The sequence below is a fragment of the Mucilaginibacter gotjawali genome (assembly GCF_002355435.1).
In the GTDB taxonomy this organism is placed as follows: domain Bacteria; phylum Bacteroidota; class Bacteroidia; order Sphingobacteriales; family Sphingobacteriaceae; genus Mucilaginibacter; species Mucilaginibacter gotjawali.
This window is the reverse complement of sequence record NZ_AP017313.1, coordinates 243,885-257,494: the sequence shown is the minus strand read 5'-3', so window position 1 is coordinate 257,494 and position 13,610 is coordinate 243,885. Positions and strand designations below refer to the sequence as shown.

Here is a 13,610-nt window from a genome sequence, read left to right as displayed (position 1 = left end):
ACCTGTTACTTTGGGACGATGATTTTTTTGACGCTATTTTTAGGCCTGTTCGCCAATTTTATCGGATATATACCGCCGGGGAACATTAACCTTACCCTGGTGCAGATCACCATTAACCGCGGCTTTAAACAGGCCATGCGGTTTATCATCGCCTTTTCGAGTGTTGAATTTTTCTTTACCTATTTTATCATGCACGCCGCCAAATGGTTGTCGACTCAGGTAAAGCTGGATACGGTGATTGATTGGGTGATGGTAGTTTTATTTGCCACTTTAGGGACAATCACCTGGATCCATCGGAAAAAGCCAACCAAGGCAAACTATTCGGAGCATGAAAGTATCAGATACGGCATTCTTTTAGGTTTTTTAAACCCGATGCAGGTACCTTTCTGGATGATCACCGGCACCTATTTGATTACGCATGAATGGATACTGGATGGCAAACTGGCGCTGGTGGTATTTAGCGCAGGATCGGCAGCCGGCGCGTTTTTGTGCCTGTACTTATATGCAAAGTTTGCCCAATTTATTCAAAGCAAATTCGCGTTAAGCACGCGGGTAATCAATACAGGGATAGCTATACTGTTTTTTTCCTTCGCGGCTTACCATGTGGTTAAGCAGGTTTACCTGGTGTTTTTTAAGGGGTAGTGCTACCTCTCAAGTATATATTTTACTTTCCGTACTGTATCAAACATGACAACTTGTTTGATTACTTGATTGTTTTTATATAGCAGTTTGAATACCCCGAGGCCAAAAAACGGTCTGCCTGCATTTTTGGATTGCCTGATGATTAGTTTATCATTCCCGGCTGACCAATTAAAGGAAGAAGTTATAGTTGCATCTCCCATTTTTACATACCCCATATAGTTTTTATCGAAAATAATAAAAGGGCAAGCGTTGCGGCTCATCGGAATTGACCGCCCGTCACCTTGCAGAAACAGTTCCTGGCAATTCTCCCATTTACCAATCAAAAAAATGTCTTTATTTACGCTTTGGGGTTTTGGCTGTTTGCAGGACAACAGGCCCAACAAAATCAACGTAAGTACATATTTGGAATTGATCATTACTTAGTGACTGTTTAGTTTTATTTTGGTTTAACATTAAAAAACAGGAGCAGTAAGATCTCTTGCCCCTTAAACCTCAAAGGGTGCCATCGGAGTGGCGAATTTATTATAAATAAATGTTTGCTGTTAAAAATGATTTCGGCTATGAACTATGAACCATCAACTATGAACTTCCCAACAGCCTCTCTACCTCAATCTTATCCTTCGCAATCTGCAACTTCAACGCTTCCAGTGAATCAAATTTCATATCATCCCGCACAAAATTGAGGAATTGCATCTGGATACGGCGGTTATAAATATCCTGGTCGAAATCAAAAATATTCACCTCAATGTTACGGGTTAAGCCATTGATAGTGGGGCGCGAACCGATATAAGCCATGCCATCGTACATTTTACCATCAATTTTTACCCGGGCGGCAAAAATGCCATGAGACGGGATCAGCTTATAAGTCTCTGAAATTACAATATTGGCCGTTGGATAACCAATTTGCCTGCCCAACTGATCGCCGCGTACCACGGTGCCTGTAATATAAAAAGGGTAGCCTAAAAAAGTATTGGCTAACGCTATATCTCCTTCAATTAAAGCTTCCCGCACCCGGGTAGAACTTACTGCCACTTCATTAATATCCTGCTCAGGTATTTCAACCACATCAAAGCCGTAAACCGGCCCCAATTGAAGCAACTCCGCAAGGCCTCCCTGGCGGTCCTTGCCAAAACGATGATCGTACCCGATCACGATCTTTTTTGTACCGATCTTATTCACCAGCACATCGCGGACGTATCCTTCAGCCGTTTGGTTTGAAAAATCTCTTGAAAAAGGGGTGATGATCAGGTGATCAATGCCCAAAGCTTCCAGCAGTTCGGCCTTTTCGGCCATGGTATTGATCAGCTTAAGGCTTTCATCCTCCGGGTGTAAGATCATCCGGGGGTGAGGGAAAAATGTAAGCAATACGGTTTCGCCGCCTGTGCTTTCGGCCAGTTCCTTTATCCCGGCAATAATTTTGCGATGCCCCAAATGTACCCCGTCAAAAGTACCGATAGTAACCACCGCATTGTTTAAAGGAACGAATTCATCAATATGATGATAGATCTTCATGTTATATTCTATTCAAAAGCCGGTAAATTCATTTTCAAATCCCTGATCATTTCAACCAGTTCCATAATTTCAAAAGCATCCTCGATGCGGTATTCGCCGCTCCGGGTACGCCTTAATTTGGACAGATAAGCGCCATTATTCAAGGCTTTCCCAAAATCATTTACCAATGAACGGATATAAGTACCTTTACTGCATACCACCCTGAAATTAACTTCGGGCAAAGCAATGCCGGTGATCTCAAATTCAGTAATGGTAACATTGCGGATCCGGAGCTCCACTTCTTCACCCCGCCTGGCTTTTTCGTAAAGTCGTTCGCCGTCAATTTTTACAGCCGAATGTGCCGGGGGATATTGCTGGATATCGCCGATAAACTGCGCGCAGGCCGCCCTGATTTGTTCTTCGGTAATGGCGCTGATATCGAAATGCGCATCGGCATCGGTTTCCATATCAAAGGATGGTGTGGTTTCACCCAAAACCATCGTCCCGGTATATTCTTTCTCCTGCGACTGGAAAGTATCGATCTGCTTGGTCATTTTCCCGGTGCAGATGATCAACAAGCCCGAAGCCAGCGGATCAAGTGTACCGGCATGACCCACTTTCAGTTTTAAAGGTTTAAAAGAATTCCGCAATTTTCCAACTACGTCGAAGCTGGTCCAGTTATAGGGTTTGTTGATCAGCAGCAAACGCCCTTCTGCAAATTCTTCTATGGTAGTAAATGGGTTGATCACAGATTTGTACTGATTTATATGATTTCACTGATTTTTTTTGATCTCACCGATTTGTTTTGAGGTGATTTCACCGATTGATTGTATGATTATTATTGATTTACAAAAATATACAAAAACGCCGCGAAATTAATCAGCGTAATCGTAATAATCAGTTTAAATCTGTGATAAATATATTGTCGCTAAATTCCGGTATAATTTCCTTTTTCCTGGCGGTGTCAAAAAGCAGTTTAATCGCCCTTTTGCCTTCTTCGCCCAAATCAACCGAGTATTTATTTACATAGAGTTCGATATGCTTATACATTACCTCCTCGCTCATTTCCTGCGCATGGGAGCGGATAAATTCAAGCCCGGATTTCGGATTTTCAAAAGCAAACTCTACGGAGCGCCGCAAAACGCGGTTAATTTTATGCTGGATTTCTGAGGGCAAATTTCTATTAGCAACAATTCCGCCCAGCGGGATAGCACACCCGGTTTGTTTTTCCCAGTAGTCGCCCAAATCGATGATCTTTTTTAAGCCTTTATCCTGGTAGGTAAAACGGTTTTCGTGGATGATGAGGCCGACATCCACCCTACCCTCCAGAACAGCATCTTCAATATCCGAAAAAACCAGTTCCACTTTGTTGGTGGCATTCGGGAAAGCCAGGCCTAAAAGGAAGTTTGCGGTGGTGTACTTGCCGGGAATACCTATTTTGAGATTTGAGATTTGAGATTTGAGATTTGAGATCAATTTTCCGGGATCATCTTTGCAAATCAACATTGGACCTACGCCAAAACCCAACGCGCTGCCCGAATCAAGCAAAACATATTTATCGGCCACATAGGCAAAGGCGTGGTAGCTTAGTTTGGTAATGTCCAGCTCGCCGCGCATGGCTTTTTGGTTCAGCGTTTCCACATCATCATAAAACACCTCGAAATCCAGTCCTTCGGTATCAATTTTATGATGAATCAGCGCATCAAAAATAAAAGTATCATTGGGGCAGGGCGAAAAACCCAGGGTTAGTTTTGTCATGACCGGCATTTCAAATATTGGGGGGTCAATGGTGACTGTGGTTATTTTCGTCCTTTGTTTGCCACGCAGCATTAGATTCAAATATTCTACCGCAAAGGTATTCAGATTTTTTATGGCTAAGCCAATTTTCCAATTGCCCCTGTTACGTTTTTCCACGTAATTTGACACAGCCCTGATTTGTAAGGATTGAATATCAAATTGTTTGCATGCATAAAAAAAAGCTGCACCTTCCATGCTTTCCAGCTGCGGGTTTAAACGCTCTGCGACTTTTCTAATAGAATCCTCATTGCCATGTACTGTGTTTACGGTTATTGCCGTTGCCTGCTTTACGTTCAATGCAGGGAAAAATTCCCCCAGGTCGCCGAGAAAGTAGTCTGGGTTATAAGTCCCCTGCCCAAAACCAAGTTGATCTATTGGCAAAAATTCATTATCGTTTTCAGCACCTAATTCAGCAAATGTATCTTGGGTGATCTCCAACATCTCGCCCAAGGCTATGTTCCTGTCAAAGCTGCCTGCAATGCCTAAATTAATAGCCAAATCGTAATCATTGTTAGTCAAATGTCGGCCTAGCACAAAAGCCGTAGCAACCATGCCTACGCCGGTAATAAGAATATCGGTTTTCATATTTCCGATCTTGGCAATCGCAGGCCTATCCCCTTTTTCAAAATCGTAAACCGTAAATCGTAAATCGTAAATCAAATCCCTTACTTCTTCGCGTGTAGCCGCTACAACCAATATCCGCATCTCGTTATTTTTATGACGCTAAGATAAAACTTAACGCCTGTTTTTGTTTTGTATATTTGCACCATTATTTATTATGATGATATTTATTACGCGCAAGGAACATTTTAACGCTGCACACCGCATGTACCGCGAGGAATGGAGCGAAGAGAAAAATGCAGAAGTGTTTGGCAAATGTGCCAATCCTAACTGGCATGGCCATAATTATAACCTTTTTGTAACCGTTAAAGGTGAGGTTACCCATGCAACGGGCTACCTGATGGACCTTAAGGAGTTAAAAATAATTATCAACGACTATGTAATTGAGAAACTTGATCATAAAAACATTAATAAAGATGTTGATTTTATGACAGGAAAAATGGCTTCGACCGAGTTACTTTGTATCGAAATTTTTAACCAGTTGAAAAAACCTATCGAAGCTTATGAAGGCGTGTTTTTGCATTCGGTAAAGCTGTACGAAACTGAAAATAATTCAGCTGAATACTTTGGCGATTAAACTTGCAACATGATTAACGAAAACTTTATAAAGGACACCGACGACGACGATGTAGAAGGTTACATAAAAATTGACCGTTATAACCCGGAGCTGATCAGCAGCCTTTCCACACATTACCACGAGATTTTAAAAGAGTTAGGTGAAAACCCGGAACGGGAAGGGTTATTAAAAACACCTGAACGGATTGCCAAAGCCATGCTATACCTCACCCAGGGTTATGATCTTGACGCCAAAGCGATAATGGCTTCGGCTGTTTTTAAAGAAGACTATAGCCAGATGGTGATCGTAAAGGATATTGAGGTTTACTCGATGTGCGAGCATCATATGCTGCCGTTTTTTGGCAAAGCGCATGTGGCTTATATCCCTAACGGCCATGTGGTTGGGCTAAGTAAAATACCGCGGATAGTTGATGTTTTTGCACGCCGCCTGCAGGTACAGGAACGGTTGACCAATGACATCCGCGACTGCATCCAGGATGCGTTAGATCCGTTGGGCGTAGGCGTAGTTATTGAATGCCGGCACCTTTGCATGAGCATGCGCGGCGTTCAAAAACAAAACTCGGTTACCACCACCTCGGCCTTTACCGGCGAGTTTTTAAAAGAGAAAACACGTACTGAATTTTTGAACCTCATTTCAGCGAAGCTGGGGTAGTGATTGGAGATTAGAGACCAGAGATTAGGAAAAAACATCTTTAATCGATCTTAAATATTCAATATTAGCCCTGAATAACTATTTTTGGGATGAAAAAATATAAATCAACCGATAAGAAACTAATCTCTAATCTCCAATTAACTAATCACTAATTTGAAAGCATACATTTTTCCCGGACAAGGGGCCCAGTTTGTGGGTATGGGTAAGGACCTTTACGAACAATCAGAACAGGCCCGGGCCCTGTTTGAGCAAGCCAATGAAATACTGGGCTTCCGCATCACCGATATTATGTTTGAGGGCACCATTGAGGACCTTAAGCAAACAAATGTTACCCAGCCGGCCATATTTTTACATTCCGTTATCCTGGCCACTGTATTGGGCGATGCCTTTGAACCAGGCATGGCCGCAGGGCATTCGCTGGGTGAGTTTTCGGCATTAGTGGCCTGCAAAGCGCTGTCATTTGCCGATGGCCTCCGTTTGGTAGCGGCCCGTGCCAATGCTATGCAAAAAGCATGCGAGATACAACCTTCAACCATGGCGGCTATTATAGGTTTGGATGATTTTACCGTTGAAGATATTTGCCACCGCATCAGTGACATTGTAGTGCCTGCCAATTATAACTGCCCCGGGCAACTGGTTATCTCGGGCACCATTGCCGGTGTTGATAAAGCCTGCGAAGAGTTAACAGCTGCAGGCGCAAAAAGGGCGCTGAAACTGAATGTTGGCGGCGCGTTTCATTCACCTTTAATGGAAGCTGCACGGGTTGAGCTGGAGCATGCTATTGTTCATACAGAAATAAATGCACCTATTTGCCCTGTCTACCAAAACATTGATGCCAAACCATACACTGACCCTGCTTTAATAAAGCACAACTTAATAGCGCAACTAACAGGGCCTGTACGTTGGACACAAACAGTTAAACATATGCTGGAAGATGGCGCAATCTCTTTTACTGAAGTTGGGCCGGGCAGCGTTCTGCAGGGCCTTGTAAAAAAAGTTGACCGGCACATACCCACTGAAAGTGCCTTTATTTAAGCAGGAAATAAATATATAAGCCATCCTTTAAAACAGGATGGCTTTATTTTTAGTTACGTTTTAAACTACTAACAAATTGGGGGCAGCCGGAAAAATACGCGTTATGCTGGCATTATTATGTGCCAGTTTATTAATTACGGCAATTCTTGTCCAAAAAACCTACACCCCCGTAAACGATCTCGCCCAAACGGCTAAAAAGCTTGAACATAACCTTCAAAAAAACGAAGGATATGTGAATGAAGTGCTAAATAACCCGCAGTTATTTGAACAGTTAAAAAGTCTTGACAAAAACACTAGCACAGCGCTTAAATACGTTCAGCATTTTACTACCGACAAAAGTATTTGGTTTATTACGACCCGCAAAGGCGCCTTAAACTTTTGGAGCGGGGTAAAAATAATCCCCGATTTTCCGGAAACCATAAAGAATGGTTATTCTTTCAGAAACGAATCAAACGGCTATTACGAGGTGATCAAAAAAAGCGAAGGCGATTTTTCGGCTATCTTTTTTATCCCGGTAAAATTTGGTTATGCTTTTCAAAATCAATATTTAAAAAACACTTTCTCACCCAATCTCCTAAAGGACAACAATATCGATATAGCTGACTTTACAGACAAGAATGTTTTTGAAATTTACACGACAAATCATTCCTACCTTTTTTCAGTAAAACTAAAGCCCGGGGAATTAAATACTACATTATTATATTACCAACTGGCTTTATGGCTATTAACCCTGATCAGCCTTTGTTTGTTAGTCCACAACATTTGCAGCTTCATTGCCGGTAAAGGCTTTGTTCTCCTTTCAATACTATTTTTAGGCAGCTTTATCATTTTAATAAGGTTTGTTAACCTTCATTACGGCTGGCCGGATTTTTCATACCAACTTAAAATATTCAGTCCGCAGCTGTATGGTTCAAGTGCGGTTTACCCCTCATTGGGCGATTTGTGCATTAACATTTTATTTGTGTGCTGGTTGGTGGTTTTTGTATATGAACAGCGAAAAAAACTTATCAAGAAAGTAATTGGTCCGCCCTGGTCCTACTTTATATATGTTACATTAATTGCCGCGCTTATTGGCGTGTCAACTTCTCTTGTAAATCTTTTTTACGGCGTTGTCATTAACTCGAAGATCAGTTTTGATGTAACCAATGTGCTCAATCTTTCGTTTTTCAGCTTTCTTGGCATATTAATGTTATGCTTTAGTTACATGATCTTTTACCTGTTGGTGGAGGTTTTTCTTGCGGTTTCATGTAAACTATCCATAGCTAAAAACTATAAAACGCTGATCTTCGCTGCAAGCATCGTTTTGGCCACCGCCTTATCCACTTATTACCAGGATTTTTCTCTTTTTTATATTCTGTGGGGCATTTTGGTAGCCATAAGGGCTTATGCATACCGCTCAAAAAGAGGCGAGCTTGATTCAGCCTCTCTTGCCCTCATCGTGTTGGTGTGCGCATTAATTTCATCCATTAAACTAAACTATTTTGAATCTGTTAAAGAAATACAAACCCGAAAAACATTTGTACAAAAACTTGAATTACCTGATGACGCGCAGGCTGACTTTAACTTTAACAGATTAGAGAAGAAAATTATTGCCGATTCTTCTATCGTTCAATACTTTAAGGATAGCGGCCATGACAACAATTTTATAAGGATCCGGCTGGAGAAACTTTATTTTAGCGGTTACCTGTCGAAATATGAGTTTAAAATATTTGCATTTGATAAAAAAGACGAGCCGCTTTCGAACGACAAAAATTTTGACCTGGGTGTTTTTAAAGATATGGTGCTTTATAGTTCCTATAAGGTATCTGACTATTTTTACCGGGAAAACGAATCGTTCGGCTTCCTCAGTTATTTTGCTATCCTGCCGTTGATGCAAAACGGCGAACGATCAGGAACGTTGGTAATCGAACTTAAATCAAAACCAATACAGATTGCGCCATCGTTTCCGGGATTACTGGTTGATGGCGAACCTGATAATAATGACGATTTTAAAAGTTATTCGTACGCTTTTTACAGCGATAATAAATTATTTAACCAAAGCGGTAATTTTGTTTATGACCTTTCCAATACCCAGTTTGAAGGGGCAACAGGCAAATATGTTTTCAAAAACACAAAATACAATGGTGACGAGTGGTTTATGCACTTTACCACTTACAGCCACTTAATTTACAAACCTACTAAAAGAACGCTTATCGTAGTAAGTAAGGAAAACAAGCCGCTAATTTTTAGCATAGCTTCTTTAACCTTCTTTTTTGTGGTGTTCCTGATTTTTAGTGTTTTGATAATTTCAGTGCGCTGGCTTTGGAAGAGGTTGAGGATATTAAGCATCAAAAACAATCGTTTCAGCTGGAATTTCAGATTAAACCTTGGCCTGGTGTTGTACAAAACCAGGATACAGTTTTCAATGGTTTTTGCGGTTGTTGCTACTTTGGTAATGGTTGGCGTTATTACGTACCTCTCCATAAGTACGGAGTACCAAACACAGCAAAATAAAACGATAAGAGAAAAAATACATAAAATAGCCACAGCTTTTGAAAATAGCCAGTATTCAAAATACCTTAAAAACGTAAATGAGGCTACCCAGGTTGATTTTGACAATTTTGCCAACGCTTACTCCGCCGATCTTACTTTATTTGACCTGGATGGCGTAGCGCTGGTTACTACGCAGCCCAAAATATTCGAATACGGCTTACAGGCCAGGCGAATGAACACGCGGGCTTTTATCAATCTCAGGAACCTGCAAAAATCAGAATATACGAATGAAGAAAAAATTGGTTTATTAAATTATACCGCCGCATTTATGCCGGTACGTAATTCAACCAACGAAACGATAGCCTATTTACAGCTCCCCTATTTTTCGAACGAATCGGATTATAAAGAACATATTGGTTCGTTGCTGAATGTTATGATAAATGTTTATGCAATAGTGTTTATGGCCATTGGCTTATTTGCCGTTTTTATTGCCCGGCAAATAACTTCGCCATTAAGCTTTATTCAGTATAGTTTAAGTAAAACTATTTATGGCCAAAAAAACGAGCCGATAAAGTGGGACAGGAACGATGAAATAGGCGCCCTGGTTAAAGAATACAACAAAATGATAGCCGCGCTTGAAAACAGTGCACACAAGCTGGCACAATCAGAAAGGGAAAGCGCCTGGCGTGAAATGGCCAAACAGGTGGCTCACGAAATTAAGAACCCGTTAACACCATTAAAGCTTGGCCTGCAGCTGCTTGATAAATCATGGAAGGACAAAGATCCAAAGTTCGATCAGAAGTTTGAAAGGTTCAGCAAATCGTTTGTTGAACAAATCGAAAGCCTTTCCTCTATTGCATCTGAATTTTCGGCGTTTGCAAAAATGCCCGAAACCAGACTTGAACGTTTAAATATTTTTGAGATATTGGCCCAGGCGGTTACCATTTTTAAGGAAATGGACAATATTAAAATCATAAACCAGGCATCTGATAAGCCATTTTTTATACTCGCAGACCGTGATCAGTTACTGCGTTGTTTCAATAATTTACTTAAAAACGCTATCGAAGCCACTCCTTCAAATAAATTGGGGCTGATTGAAATCAATTATATGGTTACCAATAAAAATGTGCTGCTGACTATAAAAGACAATGGCGACGGCATACCGGATGGATTGCGCGAAAAAATATTTGAACCCAATTTTACTACAAAAAGTTCGGGCACCGGGCTTGGGCTTGCCTTTGTAAAAAACTCCATTGAAAATGCAGGCGGCAAAGTATGGTTTGAGACGGCTACAGGCGAGGGGACCACTTTTTATATCAGTTTACCTTCGGCATAATTAGTTGATCAGGTTGATTAAGTTGGACTGAGTTGATTAAGTGAATAGTTACAGCTATAACCTGATCAACGACTCACTTAATCAACCCAATCAACCTCCCTTTACTTCAGCATAAAGCTTGTTTTACCCATGGTATAACCGTCAGCATAAAGCAAAACGGTATAGGTTCCTTTTTGAAAGGCGGCCGGGTTTACCCAGTCAATGGTATAAACGCTGCCATCATCTTTAAAATCGATGGATGTTTTATAGGTAAATTGCAGGTCCTGTCCATCAGCATTAAAATTTCCGGAATCGGTTTCAGTGATCAGGTTACCTGTAGGATCAATAATGCGGATAAAAATATCATGCATCCCTTTTTCGGCAAGTGAGTTACTTGCAACCGTGAAATTGATCTTGATCTTTTTTGCAGGCGATGCTCTTTTCACATCAACTTCTTTACCGCTTCCTTTAATTTTATAAGCAACAACGTCGGCTGTAGCTAATTTAATAGCCGAGCCAACTTTTACTTTTGCGCCAAGGTCTTCATTTTGCTTACTTAGTGTACTATCTTTTTTTGCGGCGACAGCCAGGTTTGTTTTTAATGTATCCCGTTCACTTGCTAAAGTTGTATTCTGTTTCTTTAATTCTTCAATCTGTGCGGTATAATTAGTTACAAAATACCTCAGTTGCTTAATGTCTTCCTGTGCTTTATTAAGCTCGGCCTGTGTTAATTTACCCTTGGCAAGTTCCTGGCGTAAAACTTTAATTTTCGACTGCAATGAGTCATTTTTCGCCTGCATCTCGGTTGATAGCTTGGCTTTGCCGGAATTTACCTGTTCAATCTGCGCTTCCAGGCTATCCAGTTCGGTTTGCAGCCGGGTGCGCTCGGTGTCCTGGTAAACTATTCTGGTATCAGACTTATTTTTTTGTAGATACAAGTACACATCCGTAGCAAGCAAAGCCAATACCACCACGATGAGGAAGTAAATGACATTTGAATTTTTTTTAGGTGTTTGACCTGTTTGGTTTTCCATAGCAATTAGTTTTTAGTTTGGATTTTTTTAGATGCGGACTTTATTAATAATTGATAAATCATTTAAAATTAACTTTGGACGGCCTTCAAAAAGGTCAAATTAATTTAATTTACACAAATCAATGAAACAATATCGTAATAATTGGCTTAACACAAATAATCATTCCAGGTTTATAATAATTTAAAACAATTCAATATAAGCCGGTTACTTGTGCGCTTAAAAATAAGCACAATATGATTAAAACACAAAAAGACACTAATTATTATGTCTAATACTAAATCAGCTTTAATCTGAGTTCATATCTTTGCAACTTTTAAATAATTTGATTAATGTACATCTGCCAGCGGTTAATTTTCCTTTTTTTTGCAATCACTACATTACAGGTATATGCCCAACAGGGTAATGCAACTGCAAAGGCGGATAGCATCCTCATAAAACCAGCCGCCCTGCCCGTTAAGGTAAAACCGGCCCCTAAACGTGAGTTCAGGAGCGCATGGATAGCAACAGTGGAAAACATCGACTGGCCCAGCCACCCTGGTTTGCCGGTTGATCAGCAAAAAAAGGAATTAACGGACTTGCTTGACTTTTTGCAGGAGGCCGGTATGAACGCAGTAATGCTGCAAATAAGGCCCGCTGCCGATGCCTTTTATGCAAAAAGCCGTGAACCCTGGTCGAAATGGCTTACCGGAAAACAGGGCCAGGCACCCAGCCCGGCATATGACCCCCTGCAATTTGCCATAACGGAAGCCCATAAACGTGGTATGGAGCTGCACGCCTGGTTTAACCCCTACCGGGCCACTAACGACAGCAAATTTGCGGCAATAAGCCCCCAGCACATGACCAGGATAAAACCAGAGTGGTTTTTTGTTTACGGGGGGAAAAAACAATTTGACCCCGGCATACCGGAAGTACGCGCCTATATTGTAAAGGTTTTTTTGGATGTAGTGGACAACTACGATATAGACGGGGTGCATATGGACGATTATTTTTATCCATATAGAATTGAAGGACAACACATTAACGATGCCGCAACATTTAAAGCATATGGTGGCCATTTTGATAACATTAATGACTGGCGAAGGCATAATGTTGACACCCTGATACAAATGCTGAACGACAGCATCCATAAACATAACCCGCGGATTAAATTTGGCATCAGCCCGTTTGGCGTTTGGCTTAATAAATTTCAGAGCCCTGAAGGTTCTGATACCCACGGTTTGCCATCGTACCTGGAATTGTACGCTGATTCAAGAAAATGGATAAAAGAAGGCTGGGTTGATTACATTAACCCGCAAATATATTTCCCGATTGGGGACAGATCGGTCCCCTTTGAAAAACTGCTCGACTGGTGGAGTAACAATACCTATAACAGGCATTTGTATATTGGCATGGCTGCCTATCGTTTAGGGGAACACCGCACCGGCAAATTTAAAAACGATCCTTCGGCTATACCTGAAGAGATCAAATACCAGCGCAATAACCCCCGCGTACAGGGAAGCGTTTATTTTAGCGCAAAATCGCTTGAAAACAACCCGCTTGGCATCACCGATTCACTAAAAGAAAATTATTATAAATACCTGGCCCTTCCGCCCGAAATGCTTTGGCTCGACTCGATCCCGCCAAATCCACCGGTTAATTTTACGGCCACGGTCACCCTAAAAAACACGGTTGAATTGCATTGGGGCACCCCTTTGCCTGCGAAAGATAACGAACCCATTTATGGTTATGTTATTTACCGGTTTGATGGCAATGAACAGGTAAATATTGAAGACCCCAAAAATATCCTGGATATTGAATATAACAGCAATACTACTTATACCGATGACACTGCCGAAAAGGGCAAAACCTATTTGTACATAGTAACGGCGATTGACCGGCTAAAAAATGAAAGCGAACCTTCGCCAACTATTGCTGCGACGATAAAGTAGGTAATGTGGTCAAAAATGGTTGGTGATAATTTGCAGAAAAAGTATTA

General features: G+C 41.2%; 11 protein-coding genes and 1 pseudogene. 6 read left to right on the top strand and 6 right to left on the bottom strand.

What is annotated here, in order from left to right; translation table 11 throughout:
• Window positions 1-18: 18 nt before the first annotated feature.
• Window positions 19-642, top strand: coding sequence for a LysE family translocator (locus MgSA37_RS01310; RefSeq protein WP_096349478.1), 624 nt, complete (start codon window positions 19-21; stop codon window positions 640-642).
• Between the two features lie 2 nt (window positions 643-644).
• Here the strand turns inward: MgSA37_RS01310 and MgSA37_RS01305 are convergent, their stop codons facing one another.
• The 5 genes and pseudogenes from MgSA37_RS01305 to mqnB form a co-directional block, all read right to left on the bottom strand.
• Window positions 645-1,058 carry a hypothetical protein gene (locus MgSA37_RS01305; protein ID WP_096349477.1) on the bottom strand — a complete coding sequence of 138 codons (414 nt, stop codon included), beginning with the start codon at window positions 1,056-1,058 and terminating at the stop codon, window positions 645-647.
• A gap of 163 nt (window positions 1,059-1,221) precedes the next feature.
• Window positions 1,222-2,154 (bottom strand): bifunctional riboflavin kinase/FAD synthetase, encoded by a 933-nt coding sequence (locus tag MgSA37_RS01300; RefSeq protein WP_096349476.1) that lies wholly within the window; start codon window positions 2,152-2,154, stop codon window positions 1,222-1,224.
• Window positions 2,155-2,162: 8 nt separating this feature from the next.
• Window positions 2,163-2,882 (bottom strand): tRNA pseudouridine(55) synthase TruB, encoded by a 720-nt coding sequence (truB, locus tag MgSA37_RS01295; RefSeq protein ID WP_096349475.1) that lies wholly within the window; start codon window positions 2,880-2,882, stop codon window positions 2,163-2,165.
• 148 nt (window positions 2,883-3,030) lie between these two features.
• Window positions 3,031-3,891: a menaquinone biosynthesis family protein gene (locus MgSA37_RS28520; RefSeq protein WP_172885382.1), complete on the bottom strand. Its 861-nt coding sequence runs from the start codon at window positions 3,889-3,891 to the stop codon at window positions 3,031-3,033.
• 141 nt (window positions 3,892-4,032) lie between these two features.
• Window positions 4,033-4,635: pseudogene (gene mqnB, locus MgSA37_RS28515) on the bottom strand (futalosine hydrolase); the annotation flags it as partial.
• Between the two features lie 76 nt (window positions 4,636-4,711).
• On the opposite strand from mqnB, the gene MgSA37_RS01285 reads away from it, so the two are divergent.
• The 4 genes from MgSA37_RS01285 to MgSA37_RS01270 all read left to right on the top strand — a co-directional run bounded on the left by MgSA37_RS01285 (window position 4,712) and on the right by MgSA37_RS01270 (window position 10,622).
• The gene (locus MgSA37_RS01285; protein ID WP_096357181.1) at window positions 4,712-5,128 is read left to right on the top strand and encodes a 6-pyruvoyl trahydropterin synthase family protein; all 417 of its coding nucleotides are present in this window, start codon (window positions 4,712-4,714) and stop codon (window positions 5,126-5,128) included.
• Between the two features lie 9 nt (window positions 5,129-5,137).
• Window positions 5,138-5,779: a GTP cyclohydrolase I FolE gene (gene folE / locus MgSA37_RS01280; protein WP_096349473.1), complete on the top strand. Its 642-nt coding sequence runs from the start codon at window positions 5,138-5,140 to the stop codon at window positions 5,777-5,779.
• A gap of 153 nt (window positions 5,780-5,932) precedes the next feature.
• Window positions 5,933-6,814: an ACP S-malonyltransferase gene (gene fabD / locus MgSA37_RS01275; protein WP_096349472.1), complete on the top strand. Its 882-nt coding sequence runs from the start codon at window positions 5,933-5,935 to the stop codon at window positions 6,812-6,814.
• 103 nt (window positions 6,815-6,917) lie between these two features.
• Complete coding sequence (locus MgSA37_RS01270) at window positions 6,918-10,622, top strand: sensor histidine kinase (RefSeq protein ID WP_157750372.1); 3,705 nt, start codon at window positions 6,918-6,920, stop codon at window positions 10,620-10,622.
• Window positions 10,623-10,723: 101 nt separating this feature from the next.
• Here the strand turns inward: MgSA37_RS01270 and MgSA37_RS01265 are convergent, their stop codons facing one another.
• A complete protein-coding gene (locus tag MgSA37_RS01265; protein ID WP_096349470.1) occupies window positions 10,724-11,635 on the bottom strand; it encodes a kinetochore Spc7 family protein in 912 nt (303 codons plus the stop codon).
• Window positions 11,636-11,964: 329 nt separating this feature from the next.
• Here MgSA37_RS01265 and MgSA37_RS01260 point away from each other — a divergent pair, with 329 nt between their 5' ends.
• Complete coding sequence (locus MgSA37_RS01260; protein WP_096349469.1) at window positions 11,965-13,563, top strand: glycoside hydrolase family 10 protein; 1,599 nt, start codon at window positions 11,965-11,967, stop codon at window positions 13,561-13,563.
• Window positions 13,564-13,610 lie beyond the last annotated feature (47 nt).